The sequence below is a fragment of the Chitinophaga sp. Cy-1792 genome, assembly GCF_011752935.1.
Taxonomy (GTDB): domain Bacteria; phylum Bacteroidota; class Bacteroidia; order Chitinophagales; family Chitinophagaceae; genus Chitinophaga.
The window spans coordinates 817,105-839,872 of sequence record NZ_VWWO01000003.1; the positions used below are offsets into that span (position 1 = coordinate 817,105).

Annotated in this window: 19 protein-coding genes; 11 read left to right on the forward strand and 8 right to left on the reverse strand. The window is 47.0% G+C overall.

The genetic code is table 11. The features are described 5' to 3' along the window. Positions 1 to 1,401, reverse strand: coding sequence for an ATP-binding protein (locus F3J22_RS28730; protein WP_167021415.1), 1,401 nt, complete (start codon positions 1,399 to 1,401; stop codon positions 1 to 3). Between the two features lie 148 nt (positions 1,402 to 1,549). Further along, a complete protein-coding gene (locus F3J22_RS28735) occupies positions 1,550 to 2,374 on the reverse strand; it encodes a universal stress protein (RefSeq protein WP_167021416.1) in 825 nt (274 codons plus the stop codon). Between the two features lie 174 nt (positions 2,375 to 2,548). Between F3J22_RS28735 and F3J22_RS28740 the strand changes: the two genes are divergently transcribed. Beyond that, a complete protein-coding gene (locus F3J22_RS28740; RefSeq protein ID WP_167021417.1) occupies positions 2,549 to 3,523 on the forward strand; it encodes an NAD(P)H-quinone oxidoreductase in 975 nt (324 codons plus the stop codon). A gap of 51 nt (positions 3,524 to 3,574) precedes the next feature. Here F3J22_RS28740 and F3J22_RS28745 read toward each other — a convergent pair whose 3' ends face one another. Further along, positions 3,575 to 4,285, reverse strand: coding sequence for a Crp/Fnr family transcriptional regulator (locus tag F3J22_RS28745; RefSeq protein WP_167021418.1), 711 nt, complete (start codon positions 4,283 to 4,285; stop codon positions 3,575 to 3,577). A 74-nt stretch (positions 4,286 to 4,359) separates the two neighbouring features. Between F3J22_RS28745 and F3J22_RS28750 the strand changes: the two genes are divergently transcribed. Together F3J22_RS28750 and F3J22_RS28755 are read left to right on the forward strand one after the other, a co-directional pair. Continuing rightward, positions 4,360 to 4,980 (forward strand): class I SAM-dependent methyltransferase, encoded by a 621-nt coding sequence (locus F3J22_RS28750; RefSeq protein ID WP_167021419.1) that lies wholly within the window; start codon positions 4,360 to 4,362, stop codon positions 4,978 to 4,980. A gap of 54 nt (positions 4,981 to 5,034) precedes the next feature. Then, a complete protein-coding gene (locus F3J22_RS28755) occupies positions 5,035 to 5,250 on the forward strand; it encodes a hypothetical protein (protein WP_167021420.1) in 216 nt (71 codons plus the stop codon). Between the two features lie 165 nt (positions 5,251 to 5,415). Here F3J22_RS28755 and F3J22_RS28760 read toward each other — a convergent pair whose 3' ends face one another. Continuing rightward, the gene (locus tag F3J22_RS28760) at positions 5,416 to 6,201 is read right to left on the reverse strand and encodes an AraC family transcriptional regulator (protein ID WP_167021421.1); all 786 of its coding nucleotides are present in this window, start codon (positions 6,199 to 6,201) and stop codon (positions 5,416 to 5,418) included. A 149-nt stretch (positions 6,202 to 6,350) separates the two neighbouring features. Between F3J22_RS28760 and F3J22_RS28765 the strand changes: the two genes are divergently transcribed. From F3J22_RS28765 to F3J22_RS28780, 4 genes are all read left to right on the forward strand, one after another. Next, positions 6,351 to 7,688 (forward strand): TolC family protein, encoded by a 1,338-nt coding sequence (locus tag F3J22_RS28765; protein ID WP_167021422.1) that lies wholly within the window; start codon positions 6,351 to 6,353, stop codon positions 7,686 to 7,688. 4 nt (positions 7,689 to 7,692) lie between these two features. Next, entirely contained in the window at positions 7,693 to 8,757 is a 1,065-nt protein-coding gene (locus F3J22_RS28770) for an HlyD family secretion protein (RefSeq protein WP_167021423.1), read from the forward strand. Further along, the gene (locus tag F3J22_RS28775; RefSeq protein ID WP_167021424.1) at positions 8,750 to 10,339 is read left to right on the forward strand and encodes a beta-carotene 15,15'-monooxygenase; all 1,590 of its coding nucleotides are present in this window, start codon (positions 8,750 to 8,752) and stop codon (positions 10,337 to 10,339) included. Before F3J22_RS28770 ends, F3J22_RS28775 begins: the two co-directional genes overlap by 8 nt. A 135-nt stretch (positions 10,340 to 10,474) precedes the next feature. Next, entirely contained in the window at positions 10,475 to 11,737 is a 1,263-nt protein-coding gene (locus F3J22_RS28780; protein WP_167021425.1) for an acetyl-CoA C-acetyltransferase, read from the forward strand. Between the two features lie 50 nt (positions 11,738 to 11,787). Here the strand turns inward: F3J22_RS28780 and F3J22_RS28785 are convergent, their stop codons facing one another. Both F3J22_RS28785 and F3J22_RS28790 read right to left on the reverse strand, forming a co-directional pair. After that, complete coding sequence (locus F3J22_RS28785) at positions 11,788 to 12,507, reverse strand: SDR family oxidoreductase (protein ID WP_167021426.1); 720 nt, start codon at positions 12,505 to 12,507, stop codon at positions 11,788 to 11,790. 80 nt (positions 12,508 to 12,587) lie between these two features. Further along, positions 12,588 to 13,523, reverse strand: a complete 936-nt coding sequence (locus F3J22_RS28790; RefSeq protein WP_167021427.1) for a helix-turn-helix domain-containing protein — start codon at positions 13,521 to 13,523, stop codon at positions 12,588 to 12,590. Positions 13,524 to 13,654: 131 nt separating this feature from the next. Here F3J22_RS28790 and F3J22_RS28795 point away from each other — a divergent pair, with 131 nt between their 5' ends. From F3J22_RS28795 to F3J22_RS28810, 4 genes are read left to right on the forward strand one after another with little or no spacing between them, the layout of a single operon-like run. Further along, entirely contained in the window at positions 13,655 to 16,495 is a 2,841-nt protein-coding gene (locus F3J22_RS28795) for an endopygalactorunase (RefSeq protein WP_167021428.1), read from the forward strand. Between the two features lie 54 nt (positions 16,496 to 16,549). Next, complete coding sequence (locus tag F3J22_RS28800; protein WP_167021429.1) at positions 16,550 to 17,347, forward strand: HipA family kinase; 798 nt, start codon at positions 16,550 to 16,552, stop codon at positions 17,345 to 17,347. Then, on the forward strand, positions 17,325 to 17,723 hold the full coding sequence (locus F3J22_RS28805) for a DUF3037 domain-containing protein (protein WP_167021430.1): 399 nt from the start codon (positions 17,325 to 17,327) through the stop codon (positions 17,721 to 17,723). Before F3J22_RS28800 ends, F3J22_RS28805 begins: the two co-directional genes overlap by 23 nt. Positions 17,724 to 17,746: 23 nt before the next feature. Next, complete coding sequence (locus F3J22_RS28810; protein ID WP_205195759.1) at positions 17,747 to 19,330, forward strand: beta-N-acetylhexosaminidase; 1,584 nt, start codon at positions 17,747 to 17,749, stop codon at positions 19,328 to 19,330. A 203-nt stretch (positions 19,331 to 19,533) separates the two neighbouring features. On the opposite strand, the gene F3J22_RS28815 is transcribed toward F3J22_RS28810, so the two are convergent. Both F3J22_RS28815 and F3J22_RS28820 read right to left on the reverse strand, forming a co-directional pair. Further along, positions 19,534 to 20,964, reverse strand: a complete 1,431-nt coding sequence (locus tag F3J22_RS28815) for an alpha-L-fucosidase (protein WP_167021431.1) — start codon at positions 20,962 to 20,964, stop codon at positions 19,534 to 19,536. A gap of 18 nt (positions 20,965 to 20,982) precedes the next feature. Then, positions 20,983 to 22,764, reverse strand: a complete 1,782-nt coding sequence (locus F3J22_RS28820; protein WP_167021432.1) for a RagB/SusD family nutrient uptake outer membrane protein — start codon at positions 22,762 to 22,764, stop codon at positions 20,983 to 20,985. Between the last annotated feature and the right edge of the window lie 4 nt (positions 22,765 to 22,768).

Sequence of the window (22,768 nt, forward strand, 5' to 3'; positions counted from 1 at the left end):
TTAGTCATTTATGGGTAAGGAGATATGGAAGGTAGTGCGGCCGGGAGTGGAATGTACGCTGATATGTCCGCGATGGTGGCGGATAATCTGGCAAACAATATCCAGTCCCATCCCGGTACCTTGTCCTATTGCTTTTGTTGTAAAGAACGGATCATAAATTTTATTGATGATATCATCAGGGATGCCGGGACCATCGTCTGTAATGTTTACTGCCAGGCACTTTCCGTCTTTCACTGTGGCAATTTCCAGCGTACCTTTTTCGTGGGCGGCCATGGCATCGATCGCATTGTCGATGATGTTGGTCCATACCTGGTTTAACTCGCCAACAAAGGCTTTCACGGGAGGCAGGCTGGTATCAAAATTTCGTATAACCGTTACGTTAGTTTTGCGCAGTTTATAGTCGAGCAGATTGAGTGTATTCTGGATGCCGCTATGAATATCCGTGAAAGATTTATCCTGTCCCTGGTCCATATGGGTAAAGGCTTTGACGGAATCGACCAGTTTTCCCATGCGGGTAGCTGCTTCTTCAATATCGGTGACCATTTTTTCTGTGATCAGGTTATTGTTGATCCAGTTGAATACGGGTGATAGCGGGCCATCATTCAGCTGTTGCCGGAACTGTTCCAGGTGTTGCATTGTGAAGCCGAAGTCTGTCATATTTTCCGCTATTTCCGGGGCGCAGGTAATCTTGTACTGATCCAGCCAGTCCTGCATTTCATCTACCTTATCATTTCTTTCCATCATGCCCATTGGCGGTGGCGGCCCCTGGCGGATTACTTCAAACAGCAGGTTATTGACTGCATCTACCTGATCGGTGGTAACGTGCATGTTCATTAATTCCTTGAAGGTTTTTGGTTCCAGCTGCAGATGATCTTTGAGTGACCTGGCACCGCGGAGGATGGCGGCAGCAGGATTATTGAGTTCATGTGCAAGGCCGGCAGAGAGCTTTCCCAGCGCCATCATTTTCTCGCTTTGCTGCTGCATACTGGTGAAGTTGCGTACGCGGGAAGTCATGACATGTACCAGGGCCTGTGTCAGTTCAAAATGCTGGTGTATCAGCTCATTGATTTTCTCCATGGGTAAAGTCATGACCTGCATATCTTCCAGCACTTCACAATTGGCGGAGGCTATTTTCATGCGCGAGAAGGGTAGGTAACCGGTAATGCTTTCCGGCTCCACCATGGCTATTTCCATGGCATCCTGGCGCTGACTGATATACATTCTTGCCTTTCCGGCTATGATGAAGTGAGTACCGCTAACGGGATCATCCTGCCTGAAAAAGAAATCGCCGGCAGGATAAATATGTTGTATGCTGTTGTCGATCAGCCACTGTAGCTGTTCTTCGGGAACATCTTTTAGCGGTTCAAAAGATTTTAACAGGGATGATGTTACTGTTTTCATAGTAAGAGAATTATTTTATGTCCGCCTTATAGTTGCCAGCCACGGATTTTGTCCGAACAATCTCCGGCGCCTTCGGCACCGGAGATTGTTCGGGGATATGCGCCCCGCCGCCGGCGGGGCGCATATCCCCGAACATATTTTGCAAGCGTCAGAGCGGTAAAACGAGCAACGGCACTTTGGTATTCCATGCCAGACGTTTGGTCGTGCTTTTCTGGAATAGCGGGATGATGCTATTGTTTTTGCGGTGAATGGTGATAATCATATCCGCTTTTTCTTCCTGTGCAAATTTGTTGATGGTACCAGGGATATCGGAATCGGTAACGTAATGGAATTCAGCATTATACTTGTCGAAGATATCATGTAGTGCAACAATTTCTTCTTTGAGCTCCATGGCATAGCGGTCATTTTTAGCGATATTTATGAGGAGCACCCTTGCCTGCAGGAGGTCCAGGATATTAAGGAGCGCGGTTTTGTCCATTTGCCGGAATATCGGGAGGTCAATACCTATCACCACAGTTTGTGGTATGGTGATGGGGGCTTCGGAAGGGATAAGCAGCAGGGGGTAGTTGATGGAATTGATGGTACGGATGGCGGTGCTGCCGATGAGTACTTTTTCCAGGTTAGACTTGCCTTTCATACCCATGACTGCCATTTGAACATCTTCCTCTTTTCCTGCCTGTTCTACGACTTCATCCAGCGGGAGGTTGCTGGTGAGGGTATTGATGGTAGTACCTTCGCCGGTAATGATGCTGAGTTTCTGTTTCCAGTCGGAGAGGAGTTGGTTGCTTTCTTTTTCCAGGTCGGGGATGCCCATGGCTATTACTGGTTCATTGGCAAGTGCGGTTGGATTCAGAAAGAAACTATTGAGCAGCAAAAGTTGTTGAGTTTTATAGTATTTGGCCAGGAAGCTGGCGTATTCAGCAGCATGAAAGGCTGTGTCAGAAAAGTCGGTTAGTACCAGAATAGTATGCATAATTAGAATTTTACTGTTTATGAAAGAACAATCGAACTGGGTTATGGTTTGTTATATTAAAGTGAGGAGGTGGGGGGCTGTCTGGATAAATACCATAGTTTTTGCTGGTATTTAGCGACAGGAGGAGTCTGATTCACTGATATCTGATTCAACTTACAAAAAAAAAGTAACAACATGAAGGCAATAATTATTTATCAGCCGGGTGCGCCGTCTGTATTGCAGCTGAAGGAGCGCGACAAGCCGCAGGCGGGTCCTGGTGAGGTGTTGATTGCCGTGCATGCGGCAGGTATTAATCGGCCGGACGTAGCACAGCGCAAGGGTAATTATGCACCACCTCCGGGTGCGCCGCTGGATATTCCCGGATTGGAAGTTGCCGGTGTGATTGCGGAAGTGGGCGCAGGTGTTACGCGATGGAAGGAAGGGGACAAAGTATGTGCTTTGCTGGCTGGTGGTGGTTATGCGGAGTATGCCACTGCACCTGAAGGGCAGTGTTTACCTGTTCCTGAAGGCTGGGATTTCATACAGGCGTGTACGTTACCTGAAACGGTTTTCACCGTCTGGCATAATGTATTCCAGCGCGGGCAGCTGAAAGCGGGCGAGCATATGCTGGTGCATGGCGGTAGTAGCGGTATCGGGATGACCGCTATTCAGCTGGCAGTGGCTTTTGGCGCGAAGGCCTATGCCACGGCAGGTACCGATGAAAAATGTGCGGCCTGTGTACAGGCAGGGGCCACCATGTGTGTAAACTATCGTACAGCTGAATTTGAGACCGTGTTGAAGCCCGAGGGGATCGATGTTATTTTAGATATGGTGGGCGGAGATTATATACATAGAAATATACATTTATTGAGAGAAGAAGGTAGATTGATTTTTATTAATGTGATGCGTGGTGCCAAGGATACGCTGGATGCGCTGGCGGTGATGATGAAGCGGCTGACAATTACCGGCAGCACTTTACGTAACCGTGACATTGAATTTAAAAAGCGGCTGGCGATGGAGGTGGAAAAGGAAGTATGGCCGAAGATAGCGGAGGGGAAGTTCAAGGCGGTGATCCACCAGGTATTTCCGCTGGACCAGGCTGCGGCGGCGCATCAGCTGATGGAGAGCAGCGCACATATAGGAAAGATTGTATTGCAGGTAGTATCTTAAACCTGCCGTGGGGGCTGGTTTAAGATACTATGTGGCGCTAAATATATATTATTAGTTTGTGTAATTTGATATTTCTATCAACCTGTTGATATCGAGTACCTGTATTTTTCTTCCCTGGGAATTGACGATGCCGGCTTCTTTGAATTCCTTGAGGAATCGCACGACGTTTTCCTTAGCAGTGCCAACTATACTGGCGAGGTCGGTGCGGGAGATGTTGATCTGGACGGGTTCACCGGCGACGGCATCATCCTTATATTTCTCGCGTAGCACGATAAGTGCGATGGCGAGCCTTTCTTTGACTGATTTCTGGGCAAAAACGCTGATGGTATTGCTAAGTACGGCAAATTCGTGGCTGAGTGCCTTGAGGAGTCGCTGGGTAAGGATGGGCGATCTTTCCATGGCGGCCACAAAATCTTCTTTCGGAATAAAGTGAAGGGTACAGTCTTCCAGTGCCGCGGCTGAGTCGGGATAGCGGTCTTCGCCGAGGATGGCATGGTAACCGATCATTTCGCCGGTATTGGCGACGTAAATAATCTGTTCGCGGCCGTCTCTGTCGGCCTTATATTTTTTTATTTTACCATGTTTAATAAAATAAATACCAGCGGGTATACCTCCTTCTTTGAAGATGATTTCGCCTTTCTCATAAGTCTGTTCCTGCTTGTTGGCGCAGAGTAATCCGTATTCTTCGTCGGGAAGATTACTGAAGATGGATTGCGACTTGAAATTCCATTTATCTATCGGAAAAATGCCAGTTAAGCTCATACACACGATTATCAAAACCTGAAAAATTGATATTTATCAACGCAACAAGTTCATTGCAAAGGTAACTTTGCAGGATGGAATTATCAACAAGCGCTGAGTTGAGTGAGCGATTGGTTAAGCCTAATTGTTTTTTGAATGACGGGGCATTTGACTGGCTTTATCCTGAGCGGATACAACAATTATCGCGGCGTCACTGGACACCGATAGGCGTTGCAAAAAAATCAGCACAATTTCTTGCAAACGAGCCAGGGAAAAGGATTTTGGACATTGGCAGCGGAATCGGAAAATTTTGTCTTGTAGGAGGACATTATAACCCACATGCTACTTTTTATGGTATTGAACAGCGGGAAGAATTACATCAGTTAGCAGAAGATGCCAGAGATATTACAGGAAAATTTAATGTAGAGTTCATACATGGAAATTTTACTCATCTGGACATGGATAACTATGATAATTTTTACTTTTACAACGCTTTTTTCGAGAATCTGGATCACCAGGACAGGATTGATCACCAGATAGCATATTCTCCTAGTTTGTACGTCTACTATTGTAAATATTTCTACAGAGTACTGGATGCGAAACCTTCAGGGACCAGATTAGTGACGTTTCATAGTCTGGGTGATGAGGTACCACCTGCCTACCATCTGGTAGAGTCGTCCATCGATACGTTGTTAAAGTTTTGGATTAAAAAATAATTGATAAGCGATAAATCAAGCATGATGAAAGCAGAAGGAAATATCCCGATGATAATGAGTCAACTTAAAAAGGGTGATAGCTACGCACAAATTGAAGGCATCATTCAAAGCGCTGTAAGTGGCATGGCTGACGGACAGAAACAGGCAACCATGGAAGAATTACAGCACGCATTGGATGAGCTGAACCCACTGGACTGCAACAGTATGGAATGGAATGCCTGCCGTTATGCGCTCATGTACATCCGTACACAGATGGCGGAAGCTGTCTGATTACACTAGAAATCTATTTTATTTTTTTAGGAAGAAGGCCAGGTGCCTTCTTTTTTTTGCCCATCATATGCGCTCCGGGGGATTGCTGGCCGCCTTCGGCGGCCAGCAATCCCCCGGTTTTCCCGACCGCCTCCGGCGGTCGGGAAAACCGGGAAAAAGATGTCATTAGTTTTTGCGAAAATCAGATGGCCTTGAATTGGTAAATTCATGAAAGGCATCACTAAAGGAGCTTATAGACGTATACCCCACGCTATAGGCGATATCGCTGATAGGCTTACTGGTTTTCAGTATCAGCTCTATCGCTTTCACCATGCGCAATGTTTTCAGGTATTGCAGGAAAGATATATGCAATGATGCCTGAAATAACCTGGATAATGACCTTTCACTGACATTAAATTTCCTGCCCACCTCTTCCAGTGTGAGTCTTTCACTGATATTTTTTTCCAGGTAGCGTAGGATGACCTGCATCTGTTCATCGTCTGTGGTAGGGAGGACGATAGGGAGTGCTTTATTATTGAGTTCAGGTAATAATTTTTTAAGGGCCACCAGGAATTCGAAGTTGTCATCTTTGCGCGTAACGTGCCTGCCATCCCATCTTTCGGAGTAGTTGATCATTTGTATGAGCAGCTCGCTTGCCGGGTAAATGCCCAGCTTGCCATAGAAGGGATTGGTGTCGTCGTCGCCGGCGTAGAAATATAAGGACCTTAAAACGGTAGCAGAGTAACCGATGCGTAATATATGTGGCATGCCCTGCGGTACCCAGAAATAATGCCGCGCAGGAACTACATATGTTTTATAGTCGATGGTGATATACGCAATACCTCCTTCAACATAGCTGAGTTGCCCTTTGGTATGGGAATGCAGCGGAATGAGCTTCTCTGATTTTTCATGCATGACAAACACAGAATTCCGTTGTTTGTTGATATCCGGTAATGATGCAATGAGTCCCATAATATGAAATATTTGCGCTGAAATGTACGCCCACAAAGGTAAATATTAATTTGGCCGGAATCATGAAATAATTGACTATTTACCAGAAAAGACAAAATATAACGCGTACTAATTTTGCATCCAGGTTATACACATAGGTATCCCAAATTATGAATCAGAGATTAAGAACCGCGGCCACAGGCGTATTGCTGGCCATATATGCGGTTCCAACTTATGCCCAACAGGCAACTACAGCTGTTAATGACACCCTTCAGATTTCGTTACAGCAGGCATGGCAGAAAGCGGAAGATTACAGCCGCAAAATAGCGATCACTAAAAAGGCTACAGCTATTGCCAGCGAAGAAATTGATGACGCACGCATGGAGCGTTTGCCGGAAGTCGAAGTAATGGGAAGTGCAGAAAAAGCGACCAACATTCCCATCTACGGCAATGGCCCTTTCTCAAAACCCACTTCCCAGCATGAGGTTATACATAGTTTATATAAAGTAGGGGCAGATCTCTATCTCAATATATACAATGGTAACAAACTCAATCTGAAAATAGAAGAAGATAAAATACTACATAAACTCGCGTCAATTCACCAGGCGGAAACAACCAGCCGTATCCGTTACCAAACGGCTGCATTGTATCTGGAACTGCAACAGGCAAGGATTTTCAGAGCATTGATTCTGCAAGACATTGCAGACCAGGAAAAACAATTGGCAGAAATACAAACCTTTCACCGCAACGGTACTGTACTGAAAAGTGATGTATTACGCGTAGAACTGGACCTCTCCAAACGTAAGCTGACACTGGTTAAGATAGAGAATGATATTCTCATCGCCAACCAGAAACTCAATCAGCTGATAGGCGAACCTGATGAAAGAATAGTAGCACCGGCATTGACAGCTATTCCGGAAACGCCTGGTAATTACGCGGATTATGTGAATGAAGCCCTGCACTATTCCTATGCATGGCATACCTCCGCCGAAAATACGGAAGTAAGTAAATTACATGTGCAGCAGGTGAAAGCCAATGTAAGGCCTAAGATCGGCCTCTATGGCGATTTCTACTACGCCAATCCACAAATCTTTCTATACCCTTATAATCCTTCCTGGTATTCGCTGGGCATAAGTGGTATTAAGGTCTCTTTCCCGATTTCATCGCTGTACCATAATACACATAAGCTGGAAGCAGCTAAGCTGGAACTGGAAAAAGAAGAGGAGGCACACAAAGATACAGAAGACCAGGTGCGTCAGCAGGTGAAAGAAGCTTACCTGCGCTATAAGGAATCGCTGGTACAGATAGACGTTGCTAAAACAAACGTGGAGCGGGCTACAGAGAATGCACGCATCATCAAAGTAACCTACTTCAACCAGGCATCGCTGATCACTGACCTGCTCGATGCTGATGTACAGCTGCTGCAATCCAGGTTTGAACTGGCTGCCGCACAGGTGCTCGCACAAAATAAATACTATTTACTCCGCCATATCACAGGTACCCTTTAATAAAATGAAAAAGAATTACATCGCAACAGACAAACTGATCACCCGCATCACTGGCTGGATGGCTGGTATTACCGTACTCGCACTGGCTATCTGGGGAGGGTATACCCTCTGGGAATGTTACCGGTTTGAAATCACCAATGATGCACAGGTACAGGAATATGTAAACCCCGTTATTTCCCGCGCTGGTGGCTTCATCGTAGTAGTTAAGTTCGAAGAAAACCAGGTCGTGAAAAAGGGCGATACCTTGCTGGTAATTGATAGCAGGGAGTATACGCTGCAACAGGATCAAACGGAAGCGGCTATACGTAAATCAGAAGCGCAGCTGGAAGTATTGTCCAGCAATATACATACGTTGCAGCAATCCGCTGCTGCTGCCAATGCACAAATCAGCGGGGCAAAGGCGAAAGTCTGGAAGCAACAGCTGGACTACAACCGCTACGAGCAGATGTACAAAGAAGAAGCTGCTACAAAGCAACAGCTGGAAAATATGCAGGCCGCGCTCGCTGTCAATAACAGTGAGTACAAAACCGCTGAAGAAAATTATGCTACAGCTAATTCCCGCATCGTGGATGCCAGGGCAGAAAAAGAAGTGGTACAGGCAGAGATACTCCGGCTCCGCGCCTTGCTGGACAGGCATAAGCTGGATGTCAGCTATACCGTGATCACGGCGCCTTACGACGGTCGTATGGGCCGCCGCACCGTGGAAGAAGGCCAGATGATAGACGCCGGTGAAACACTGGCCTATATCGTCAATAACGAAACAGATAAGTGGATCGTAGCCAACTATAAAGAAACACAGGTGGCTAATATGGAGATAGGCGACACCGTTAGAATTATTGCAGATGCCTATCCCGGCAGAACATTCAGCGGTACCATCATCAGCTTATCGCCTGCTACCGGTTCCAGCTTTTCCCTGCTGCCTCCTGACAACTCTACCGGCAACTACGTTAAAATTGTACAGCGTATCCCGGTTCGTATACGCGTAGACGGTAGTCGCAAAGAAATTGATAAACTGAAAGTAGGGATGAACGTAAATGTTTATCTTCCCAAACAACAGCATCATGGATAATGGTATTCCCATATTCCGGCAGTGGGCGCCGGAATGGCTGATCAGAGCCACCTTGTTCCTGCTGATACTACCCAGTATCGTGCTGTTCTTCCTGCCCATGACCAATATCAATGCGGCAGCAGGATTTTACGGCAGTGAGCCTGCTGATATCCAATTTTCCGTAGCACTTTTTTATGCCGGCTATGTTGGGTTTTATACACTGGAGCGTCGCTTCTTCGTGTTCATGGCGGCAAAAGAATATTTTATTCTTTTTACATTTTTGCAGATACTCTCCTGTTTTATCTGCTATCATGTGCATGAGCTGTATATATTTTTCCCGGTGCGTTTCATGCAGGGGATGCTGTTTGCCTGTACGGTGAATTTGTCGCTGTCGCTGATGTTTACAAGACTGCGTAGTGAAAGGGCCAGGGAGGTCAGCTTTTCCGTGTTCTTCGGATTCCTGATCTGCGCCATGCCTTTTAATAATTTCGTGACGGCAGACCTGATAGACAGCGCCAATTTCAATGTGGTATATAAAGCGGCCACCTTCGCTTACGGACCATGCCTGTGCCTGTTTTTACTGATGATGAACAATGTAAGGCTGAATGTGCGATTTCCCTTGTATAACCTCGACTGGCAGAGCTTTGCGCTGTACAGTGTAATGCTGGTGCTCTTTGGTTACATCATGATTTACGGGCAGGAATATTACTGGCTGGAAGATGGTCGTATACGCAACAGCGTTATAGCCATCGTGGTGCTGGGTATTATTTATATCATCCGCCAGAAAAAATTAAGAAGACCATATCTGCACTTGCAGGTATTTAAATACCGCAACTTCAGGGTGGGGATACTGGTATTGTTTATTATGTATATCTGCCGGTTTGCTTCTGGTATCACCAACGCCTTTTACACGACTGTACTGCATTTTGATCCGATGCATTTGTCTTATATCAACCTGCTGAATATGGCAGGACTGGTGGTGGGCGTGATTATCGCCTGCTGTATGATATTGCAGCGTATGCATATCAGAACTATCTGGATACCAGGATTCCTGTTGTTACTGGGTTTTCATGTGAGTATGTATTTTTTGTTTGATGTACAGGCAGATGAGTGGAATTATTTTATTCCGTTGTTTGCGCAGGGATTAGGTGTGGGGATGATCATGGTGCCAACGATCGTATATGCTATCTCGTCGGTGCCGGTGGCGATTGGCGGATCAGCCGCTTCTGTCGGGCTACTGACGCGGTATCTTGGATTCTGCGTCAGTATAGGGTTGATCAATTTCTTTGAATTATTTGGGAAGAGCCGCCACTATAATGCCTTTCAGGACCACTTAACCAAAGTAGACCCTATGGTGCGTGCTACACTACATGCCCAGGCGCAGCACCTGCATGCAAAAGGTATGGCTGCAGGACGTGCCGCCAAAGCGGCAGACAAGCTACTGGTGAAAGCAATGAACGAACAGGGACAGATCCGTTTTGCGATGGACTACTACGAGCTGATGAGCTGCCTCATCATCCTGACGCTATTGCTGATCGCATTGTTCCCTTACCTGAACAGGACGGCAATCTATCTGCGGTCGCGGAGATTGAGTCCTGCCTGATAAATTGTTTAATCATACATTTAGTTAATAATCGTCCTTAGCGAGACCGGTCTCTACGTCTGTAGAGACCGTTTTTTTTGTACACGTTTTCAGATACAGCCAATAAAGCTTAACTTTAGTAAAACCCCTGCTATTATGGAAAGAGTAGCCATTATCGGATCACAACGGGTACCGTTTGTTAAGTCCTTCACGCACTATCTCCGTACATCCAATCAGGATATGCTGACGGCCTGTTTGCAGCAGCTGGTAAATAAGTACAGCCTTGCCGGGGAGCGCCTGGGCGACGTGGCGCTGGGGGCTATCATGAACCGCAGTACCGACTGGAATTTTGCGCGTGAATGTGTGCTGGGTAGCGGCCTGGATCCGCATACCCCTGGCTATAATGTAGTGCGTGCCTGTAGCAGCAGTCTGGATGCGGCGGTGCAGCTGGGATTGCGTATTAAGGCCGGCCAGATCAATATTGGTATTGCCGGCGGAAGTGACACCAACAGCGACCTGCCTATTCTTTTCGGTAAACAGTTTAGCTGGAAGATGATTGCCTTACGGCAGGCAAAAACATTTGGTGAAAGGCTGAAGGTGCTGGCTTCTTTCCGGATAAAGGATTTGTCGCCGGTATACCCGAGTATTGTAGAACCCCGTACGGGCCTGTCTATGGGGCAGCATACGGAGCTGATGGTGAAGGAATGGGGAGTTACCCGTGAGCAGCAGGACCAGCTGGCGTACCATAGTCATATGAATGCCGAAAAGGCTTATCAGGCAGGCTTCTTCAATGATCTTGTATTTCCATATAAAGGTGTAACAAAAGATACGATTATCCGGCCGGATACTACTTTGGAGAAGCTGGCAAAACTCAAACCGGCCTTTGATACATCTGGTAAGGGTTCTTTGACAGCGGGTAACAGTACGTTATATTCCGATGGGGCCGCGGCGGTATTGCTGGCGGCTGAATCCTATGCGCAGCAGCGTGGCTGGGAGGCGCTGGCATACCTTGAAGATGCAGAATCCGCTGCGGTGGATTATGTACATGGCGAAGGGCTGCTGATGGCGCCTACCTATGCGGTGGCGCGGCTGTTAAAACGAAATAACCTTACACTACAGGATTTTGACCTGTATGAAATTCATGAAGCCTTTTGCGGGCAGGTATTATGTACACTCAAAGCCTGGGAAGATCCGGCATATTGTAAGAAGCTGGGCTATGATCAGCCGCTGGGAAGTATAGATCGGCGTAAGCTGAATACCTGTGGCGGCAGTGTGGCTATCGGGCATCCGTTTGGCGCTACCGGCGCAAGAATAGTTGGGCAGACGGCCAAAATGTTACAGCAGCGTGGAAGCGGCAGGGCCCTGGTTTCTATTTGTACAGCCGGCGGTATGGGGCTGGTGGCTATTTTACAACGATAAGTATTTATGATAAAAACCTCTCTCTACAGCGTAGAGAGAGGTTTTTTTATTTAGAGGACCAATCCACCGTCACAACGTATAATCGTTCCGGTTATATTGGGATTTCCCATGAGGAAATGAATGGTGTCAGCAACATCTTCCGGTTGTCCGATGCGTTCCAGTGGCGTAATTGATTTATAGTATTCGAATGTTTTCGCTTTCTCTTCAGGAGCGAGGAAGTCCCACCATCCGGTGTCTATCACGCCTGGAGAAACGGCGTTTACGCGTAAGGGTTTTAATTCCTTGGCGATCGTTGGCAGCATTAATTCCAGTGAGCCATTGATGGCTGCGAGCCCGGAGGTGCCTGGCGCCTTGGAAACGGCGGAAACGGCGGTGATCACGGTAACGCTACCACTTTTATTAATGTATGGAATGGCGGCCTGGAAGGTATTGAGCTGAGGCCAGAACTTTCCTTCGAAACCTGTTCTGAGGTCTTCCAGTGGGAGGTTGGCGAAGTCGCCGGCGCCTTTACCACCGCTGAGCGACAGTACGAGGTGATCAAAATTGCCGGTGCTTTTAAAGAAGCCGTCTAATTCCTGACGGTTATTACTATCCAGCGATACGGTGGTGATACCTGGCAACGCTGCTTTGGCGGCTTGCAGTTTATCTTCTGAACGGCCTGTGATGATAACCTGTGCTCCTGCTTCATGGAGCAGACGTGCGGTGGCAAAGCCTACACCTGTTGAACCGCCTGCAATAACTACCTTTTTGTTTTCAAATTTTCCTGGCATAACAATGAATTTTGTAATAGCAAAATTGCGATGAAAGTGCCAGTGATTTATTATCTGCTTAATGCAAACACTTAACTGAATTATGCATTTTTCCGGAATTGCTGTGGTGTTAGCCCGGTTTGCTCTTTAAAGAACCTGGAAAAGCCGGCAGGGTCGCTGAAATCGAGCTGGTAGCTGATGTTTGCGATGGTGTCGTCGGTATAGCGGAGCAGGGCCCTGGATTCCTGAATGAGCATGCTGGTGATGGCGTCGGAGGCGGTGCGGCCGCTGGCTTCCTTGATGGTGCGGTTGAGGTGGTTGGGGGTGACACCCAGCATGGCGGCGTAATCTGCCACCTTTCTTTTGGTAAGGTAATGCTGGCTGACGAGCTTATTAAACCTGGGCACAAGATAAGCTTGCCGGGTATCGTTGGTGATGAGGTGCAGGTTCTGATCTATATAACTTCTCTTTATCTCTAATAACAACAAATAAAAGTACATGGCAATGGCCTTTTCCCTGCCAGGTTTCAGCTGTTGCAGCTCTGCGTTGATCCTGTTCACAAAATCAGCTACCACGGTGATCTGATCTGCTGTCAGCTGGATGAAGAGCTGTCCTTGTACGCTGAAAAAGGGGAATTCCGCCTGGAATTTATCCGGGGGGAGAAAGTCTCCCAGGAAATCTGCTTCGAAGAGGGCATAGTAGCCGAAAGTGTCTGGTTGTATATTACACTTGCTGAATACCTGTCCGGGATAGGTGAAGCTAATCGTGCCGGGGCGATGCCGAAATTCTTCCAGGCCCAGCTTTACATCTACGCCGCCGGCGAGTGTGATGCTCATGCGGTAGAAATCCGATTTTAAGGGCCCTACAGCAGACACAAGTCCTTCGCTGGAATAGAGTTCGAAGCCTTTGACTTTTTTGTCGGCAGGGAGGTTATTATAGCCGAATGAGGAATCATCGGAGGGGGCTCTGTGAAGGTGCCGGAAGTCGTTCAGGGCGTATTGAGGTATTTTTTCCTGGGTAACGGTTTGCTTAGCCATGATATGGAGTAAATCAAGAGTATAAAGATAGTTTATCAGGAGAAATTAAGGGGAAAAAAGTATCAGGATAAGCACACAATACAGTAGAAACTGCGGTTGGGCTGACTTATCTTAGGAAGATTATTCCACCCATGATGATGAAAGCTGTAACTATATCGCTGTTCTGTTTGCTGTCCGTACCCGTTTATGCACAGGAGATCCGGAAAATACCAAATTTATACAGCCTCCAGGAGCGTAATCTATCCCTGGCGGAAGGGAAAACCTACGCATATACCGTTGATACACCAGCAGGACAAGGACTGGTAAATACAGGCCTTGATATTCCTGGTTTACTGCAACAATTGAAGACATATCTGCCAGCATCTGAAGCAAAAGTGAAGAGAGGTGACAGCGTAATAAGTATTGGAAAAATTATACCAGGAGATTTGCTGGTGATAAATGACGGTACCAGTAAATACTCGTATAATCTTGACACGGTGACAGGTGCATTGGCTCCGGAACTTCTCATTGATCACTCAACCCATCAGCTGTATATACCACGGGATATTATCCTTCATTTTAAAGCAGGACAACGTACACCTGATGCCACAGTGGAATTTACTATTCCTGCGGGGATTAAATTTAATAAAGATCTCATCACTGCGGATATCATTGGACGCGGACCTGTTTTGCTGAACAAGCTGGCTACAACTTCTTCAGGACGTAGCGGAAAAGGATATCCATGGCCTTTTATAGGCGAAGCAAATGTTGCTGTTGATACAGATAGTTCTACGCTGATCACCCTTAAGCACCTGGATTTAAGACCAGATAATGGCGCTGATATCATATTGAAAATCCCCGCTGCTATCATCTCCCGGAAAGATAATTATTTATACTCCGTGATATATTGTACATCTGCACCAGTAAAACTTTGGAGTGGAATGTCCTATGCATTGCAGGACGGAGTTGATAATATAACCGACTTTGAACGTATAGCCGAAAGAGATAGTGTTTTCAACACAGGCACAGCGAAATATACGATGGCTGATTTCCGCTGGAGTGGTAAAACAACCGGCACCATTCAGCAGTCGTTGGATAGTGGCCGTACATGGACTAACGCTAAAGCCTATATGAAGCCTGGCGGCGCGTACATCACCGGCTTGCAGAAAGATACATTGTATTATTTCCGGTTAAGAACAGGCAAGCGATATTCCAATACCACAAAGTATTTCACTGGCGCTGTTCCCGTTACTAAATTTCTGGATTCATCTGCTGATCATACAAATGCTATCAATAAGGCTATTGCCTGGCTGCATGAAATCGGCGGTGGTACCTTGTTGTTTCCTGAAGGGGAGTATCATGTAAGGACGGTTCATTTGTTGAGCAATGTTTATTTGTATCTCCAGAGAGGAGCGGTGATAAAGGCTTTAAGAGGTGCTGATGCGCCGGAAACAACCTGGTTTTCTGATAAGGCCTATCGTTCAGGTTTATCACCGCTGGACCATGGCCCCTATGATGATCCGGAGAATTATCTTACCAAACAGGATGTAGGGCATCATTATTTTCATAATGCGATGTTCTTTGCAGAAAGGCAGCAGAACATAAAGATCGTTGGTGAAGGAAGAATTACAGGCGATGGTAATCTTGTTACCGGAGATAAAGTGATGAACAATGCCCCGGATAACCGCGCGGACAAGATGTTTTCATTGAAGTTATGCAAAGATGTGGAAATTGGAGGAGTTGTTTATAATGAACATAGATGTCCTGATTTGTGGTATGATACTATCAGGCAACAGCCTGTATATCTTAATGGCGATACCACAAAAATTAGTGTACTTCATATAGACCAGGCGGGCCATTTTGCATTGCTGGCAACAGGTACGGCTGGCATCTCTGTACATGATACCTATTTTGGTGTGGAAAATCAGAAGAATGCGCGGGATATTTATGATTTCATGGGATGTAACCGTGTAACGGTTACGAATATATTTTCCAGACTCAGTTCAGATGATATTGTAAAGCCGGGGTCTGATTGCTCGCTAGGTTTTACGCGACCTTCAAAGCATTTTCGTGTCAGGAATATCATTGGAGATACCAATTGTAACCTCTTTCAGATAGGGTCAGAAACCGCGGATGATATCAGTGATATTTGTGTAGATAATATTATGGTATTGGGTGCCAATAAAGCTGGCTTTTCTATCTCTACAAACGATGGAGCGCATATACATGATATACATCTGAACTGCGGGCATACCAACCAGGATAGTGGATTCCGTTCACTGATCCGCCGTAGTGCTACACCGTTCTTTATTTCTGTGTCTAACAGGGCACGTATTTTAGGTGCTAACGCTGCTGAATATACGTTTACAGAAAATGATAAAACAAGGAAGGAATTATTGGTGCAAAACGTTAGCATTGGCCGGATATCAGGTATTAGAATAAATAATGTAGATGTAGATGAAGTATATGGCGGCAGCGCTTATGGCAGCGGTGAATGGAAGTCGTACAGTGGTAAGGAGCGTAAAATAACCAGCATTGTTGCCGGTTATAAATTACCTGATAGTGTAGCAATAGATTTGCCTGACGGCAGACGAACAAGTTATATAGAAGATATTGTTTTTAGAAATGTTCACTTTTTGTATAAAGGTGGCAATGCTGCTGCCGATACCGCCCAGTGCCCGCCAGAGTTGGGTGTGGGCCAATACAATGCGGTAGACTTCAAAGTTCAGCCGGCTTATGGCCTCTGGGTAAGGCATGCGAAAAATATTACATTGGAAAAATGCCAGTTTGGTTTTGAACAACCGGATTACCGCTGGCCTGTTTATCTGGACGATACCCACGGTGCTATCCTGAAAAATCTGCGGTTGCAACTGGCGCCTACACAACAGACAGGGGTAAGGCTGCATCTTTCTACAATAACATCCGCAGAAGAGGTTTCACCAACGGGAAATACTGCACCGCAGGACAGTACCGCCGGGCCTATAGTTTTCTGAGAAAAAAGGTCTAATTTTCAGGCTGTTCCGGTAGGGAATGAAAAATAAGTCAGTATGAATGTAACGCAACCGGCGCTCAGGACTGTCAACGTAACCCGCTATATTACGCCATTGCGGGAAGGCGGTTCTATGCCAGCCATCATAGATGCGGATGACGGGTTTATGTATGCACTCAAATTCAGGGGGGCAGGACAGGGAGTTAAATCGCTCATAGCAGAATTAATAGGTGGAGAGATAGCCAGGGCTTTAGGATTGCGGATACCGGAACTGGTATTTGCTAATCTGGATGAGTCTTTCGGCAGAACAGAAGCCGATGAGGAAATACAGGACCTGCTGAAATTCAGCGTGGGACTTAATCTTGGACTACATTACCTTTCCGGATCTATTACCTATGATCCGGCAGTAACCATCATCGATAATAAGCTGGCTTCGCAGATCGTATGGCTGGATGCTTTGCTCACCAATGTGGACCGTACGGCCCGCAATACCAATATGCTGATGTGGCATAATGAGCTTTGGCTGATAGATCATGGCGCCTCTTTATATTTTCATCATTCGTGGCAGAACTGGAAAGACCAGGCAGTGCGGCCTTTTGCGCAGATTGCCAATCATGTGCTGCTGCCGCAGGCTACCGAAATAGCCGCTGCTGACGCAGCGTTCAGGCCTGTACTAACGCCGGAGCGTATACGTGGCATCGTAGACCTGATCCCTGATGTATGGATTACACCTAACGACTGGGAAGAATCGCCAGATGAAGTACGGAACGTGTACTATGAATTTTTGACAACCAGAATTGCCTCATCCGAAATATTTGTAAAAGCAGCACAAGATGCCAGAGAAACACTTGTTTGAATATGAATATGCGATTATTCGCATTGTGCCCAGAGTGGAAAGGGAAGAGTTCCTGAATGTGGGAGTGGTGCTCTATTGCCGGCCGCAACGTTTCCTGAAAACGATGATCACCCTCGATGAAGAGCGGCTGAAATGCTTTGCGCCTGCAACAGATCCTGTGCTGATGAAATCTTACCTCGATGCTTTCGGAGAGATATGTATGGGCAATAAACAGGCAGGCCCTATTGCACAGGGAGATCCTGCTTCCCGTTTCCGATGGCTTACCGCAAACAGAAGTACCATATTGCAGACATCCAGGGTACATCCCGGGCTGACAACCAATCCGGAGGCTACTTTGCGGCACCTGTTCGAGACACTCGTATTGCTGACAGATTAATAGCAACCTAAATCATAAGAACAGTGAAATTAACGAAAACCTTTGCCACACTGCTATTGCTGACTGCGGCTAACGCATATGCACAAACGCAATGCCCGGTAATTCCGAAGCCTGTAGCGGCTACCGTGGCTGCCGGCACTTTTGCGCTGAACAGAAACATCGCCATCACGCCGGCACGCTTTACACAGGCAGCAGCATACCTGCACAACGAATTGCAGCATATAGAAAATATTCCGGCCAGCGGCCAGCATAAAGCTGCGGTCAAATTCGTACAGGCATCCCTGAAAGATAAAAATCCGGAAGCCTACGAACTGACTATTAAGCCCGATGGCATCCAGATACGCGCCAATAGTGAACTGGGCGCATTCAACGGTGCTGTTACCCTGCTGCAACTGGCAAAACATGATGGCGCCGAATTGAAAACATGGACCATCAACGATGCACCGCAATATGCATGGAGAGGAATAATGCTGGACGAATCCAGGCATTTCTTTGGCAAAGAAAAAGTAAAATCACTGATCGACTGGATGGCTTACTATAAGCTAAACCGCCTGCACTGGCATCTGACAGATGAACCAGGCTGGAGAATAGCGGTAAGCCAATATCCAAAACTCACCACCGTTGGTGGTACCGGTAACTATACCAACCCTAATGCGCCAGCAACATATTATACCAAAGCAGATATCAGCGAGATCCTGCAATATGCGAAAGCCCGCGATATTATTGTTTTTCCGGAGATAGATATGCCAGGACATGCCACCGCAGCCAATCATGCCTATCCCGAATTCAGTGGCGGCGGCTCCAAAGGGCATCCTGAATTCACTTTCAATCCCGGTAAAGAAGCCACCTATGCTTACCTGACCAATATCCTGAGAGATATCAACGGTCAGTTTGGTACTAACATGCTGCACCTTGGCGGCGATGAAGTGAGCTATGGCAACGAAAAATGGAGCACCGACAGCAGTATACTGGCGCTGATGCAGCGTGAACACCTCACTACGCCACGTCAGGTAGAGCTGTATTTCATGCAGCGCATGGCCGACAGCGTTTATAAGATGAACGCCAAACTGCTGGCCTGGGACGAAATGGCGGAAGTATCACTGCCCAAAGATAAAACTATCATATTCTGGTGGCGCCATGATAAGCCGAATACCCTGCAAACAGCACTGGATAATGGTTATAGCACCGTTGTATGTCCAAGGCTGCCGCTGTACTTCGACTTCGTGCAGGACAGCACCAATAAGTACGGAAGAAAATGGAGCGGACAATACAACAGCATCGAAAACGTATATAACTTCTCTCCGGATAAATATCTCGCCGCAGGCGCCAATAAATCCCTTATCATGGGTATGCAGGCAAACCTCTGGACAGAAACGGTTTCTTCTCCGGAGCGACTGGATTACCTGTTGTTTCCGCGTATCTGTGCGTTGGCAGAAATCTGCTGGACAAGGCCAGCGGCTAAAAATCAGGAGGATTTTATGGAGCGCTTAAAGCCGCAGCTGGCATTGTTTAAAGCCGCAGGTTTGTATTATTATGATCCTTTTGATCCGAAGTTACATGCGGAGCCGGTGCCGGCGAAGAAAACGGTGAGTGATTATAAGGATTAGGCTGAATTGTATTTTTCCGGTCTTTTTATCGATGCCGAAGGCATCGATAAAAAGACCGGGAGATTTATTGCCGCGCTGCCAGCGCGGCAATAAATCTCCCAAACCCCCACGGCTGGACGAGCAACCCCAACCCCCGAAAATAAGTAAGGCATCAGCAGAAGCTGATGCCTGTTTTAATTGGGGCTAACCGATCATGCATATTCTTAGGTTTTCGCTTTCTGGTAACTACCTTTAGACGATCCTTCGTGATAGTCTACGATAATAACCTGTGGCGAAGTATATAATTTTATTGGCAGATGTACCAGGTATTGATTGGCTGCGATTTCTTCTACGGATAAAGGTTTGCCGGCAGCATCCATGAAGGCGGCTTTATCCAGCACCATACCTTTAGGTGTATTCACTTTCAGTAAACCACTCACCGGCACGTTGAACACCACCATATTCAGCTGAGAAGCGCCTTTCTTCCTGGTATAGTAACCCCAGTCTTCTTTCTGCATACCTGCATAGTCGCAGTCCCAGATAACGTTACCGTATTTCCCCATCCAGTTGCCGATATAACTGGCGATGTCGAGTTCCTGTTTACGGAAGGTACCCTCGCCGGAAGGGCCGAAGTTCAGCAGGAAATTGCCTCCCATAGAAGTGCTGTGTACCAGCATTTCCAGGAGCTCCAGCGGCGATTTTACGTGGCTTATTGTCCAGTCTTTATGGTATCCCCACTGGTTTTCAGGGATGGTCATACAGGCTTCCCAGTCCCATTTGGTAACGGCGATATCTGTAACGGGATTGGGTAAACGACGTTCGTACCCTGATTCGTAGTCGCCCATGAGCTGACCGTTGGAATCTTTGTGACGTTTGCCGTAATCATCAGCACGGAGGCGGCTGTTGACAATAACACCCGGTCTTACTTCTTTCAGCATTTTTTCTACTTCATAGGTCCATTTGCCGTTGAACCTTACACTGCTGTCCCAGGTGCCGTCAAACCAGAAGGCTTTCACCGTAGGGTAGTTCGTGGCCAGCTCTTTCAGCTGGTTGTAGGCAAAAGATAGGTAGCGGCTGAATGCAACGCTGTCTTCCGGTGTTTTGATATCATCGCGCCAGTCGGGATGATGCCAGTCGAGCACGGAATAGTAGAAGTTCACGTCGATGCCTTCTGCGTTATAAGCTTCTATGAGCTGTTTCAGGATATCTTTCTTATAAGGTGTATTGCTGACGTTGAAATCGGTATAGCGGCTAGGCCAGAGGCAGAAGCCTTCGTGGTGCTTGGTGGTGATGGTCATGTATTTCACGCCCATACGTTTGGCCATCTTCGCCCATTCCTTTGCATCAAACTTCACCGGATTGAACTGGTACATCAGCGAATCCCAGGTAGCATCAGGGATATGTGCGCTGGACTTCAGGAATTCAGCGGCATAGTTGTAGGTTTTACCTTTCCATATGCCACCGGGGATGGCATAGAGGCCCCAGTGAATAAATTGGCCGAAACGGTTGCTGCGCCATTTGTTCATGGCGTCGTCGGTTCTTTTTCCGGTGTATTGTGCGCCATACTTTAAGGGTATGGCGCTGGTTTTAGCATCTTGTGCGCCTGCCTGGAACATGGCTCCCAGCAAGGCCACGGTGATCATTAGTTTTTTCATGGTTCTTTTAATTATTTATTACCAACCCGGATTCTGTAACAGGTCACGGCTCTTGTTTACTTCATCAAATGGCAGCGGACAGAAATACATCTTAGGATAGAGGAATACCGCTGAAAGTGCAGTGATCGCCTGATAAGTGAACGTACCATCCTGCTGTTTGGTCACCATCATACCCTGCATCGCCCTGTTTTCCGTTACCTCAGCGGTTTTCCAGCGACGGGTATCATAGTACCAGTGGCCTTCGTATGCAAATTCAACTTCATATTCATTACGGATAACGCCACGCATCGCTTCTTTGGAAAGCCCTGCGTCGAGGCCGTACATGCCATCAGTGCCCGGGAGAATACCGGCACGTTTGCGGATATCTTTTACTATCTGGTATACCTCTGCGGTAGGACCACTGATTTCGTTCATGGCTTCGGCATAACCCATCAGCATTTCTGTATAACGGATCACCGGATATACCCTGTTTTGTGAAGTATAGGCGCCGGTGCTGTCGTTGGCCATTTTACGGGAGTAATAACCTGTTTTTGTTTTGTATTGCTGTAAGCCGTCGGACGTTAATACGCCCTGCCAGGTTTTGTAGATATCTATAGGATCCATTTTTTTGGTACTGTTGTTATAGAGTATCGCCTGGTTATAGATGATGGTATTATAAAAACGCGGATCGCGGTTCGCGTAAGGGAAATTAGGATCATAGCCAGAGCCGGGGGAGCTGGTCGCTTTACCATTGGCCATACCGAAGGCATCTACGAGGTTCTGTGTAGGCGTGCTCCATCCGGAGCCACCACGCGAAATAGGGAACCAGGCGCCTTCCAGTGAAGTACCACCCACCAACATATAAGGCATGATATACTCCACGTTTTTACGTGTCAGGAACATCTTCCACCAGCCATAGCCAGGGCGGGAGCCTGTTGTCTGGATGTCGAAGAGCTGGTAGGTACCCAGGTTCATTACTGCCTTGCAGGCATCTGCTGCCTTGCGCCACAGACTTTCATCATAGGTAGCACTGTAGCTTACCAGCGGCTGTAATGCCGGATCTGTAGTGATAGGATTACCATTGTACAAAGGGCTCGCCGCTGCCACCAGCATACGGGCTTTCAGGGCCAGACACATACCTTTGTTGATACGGCCGTAATCAGCAGGGTTCTGCTGCTCCAGCGGAGGCAGATCAGCCGCCGCTTTATCGCATTCATCAGCGATATAGTCGATGCAGGCTTTGTAGGTATTGCGTTTATAGTCGATAGGTGTACTTAAATCAGAAAAGATGGTATCTCCAACAAGCATCACACCACCGAAATGACGTACCAGCGCGGAATAGAAGTAGGCACGCAGGAAACGCGCTTCACCGGCAGTACGTGTTTGCATGGCAGGCGACAGCGGCGACTGCTTTACCTTTTTCATGTACTGATTGGCAGCACGTATTTTCAGGTAATAGGTTTTGTAGTAGTTGTTGGAGAAATAGTTTTTTGCGGTAGATGCCCCTGTGATAAAGCTCTGCTGCGGATCTCCATAGAAAGAGATAGAGTGCGACGTCATATCTTCCATACAGGCGTAATCGTTACCTACTGCAGATGTTATCAGTGTATACCTGTTGTGGATAAGATCCTGGCCGGTATAGGCGTACATGTCTGTCAGGAAGCTGAGGGTTTTGGCACTATCAGAAAAAACGACCTGCTCGTTCAGACTCTCTGTCTGGCGCTTATCGAGGAAGCTATCTGATTTTTTGCAGGCAACAAACATCGCCAGTGAAGCGATGCCTGTTGCAGTATATTTAGTGAGTTGTTTAATCATCTTCATAAAA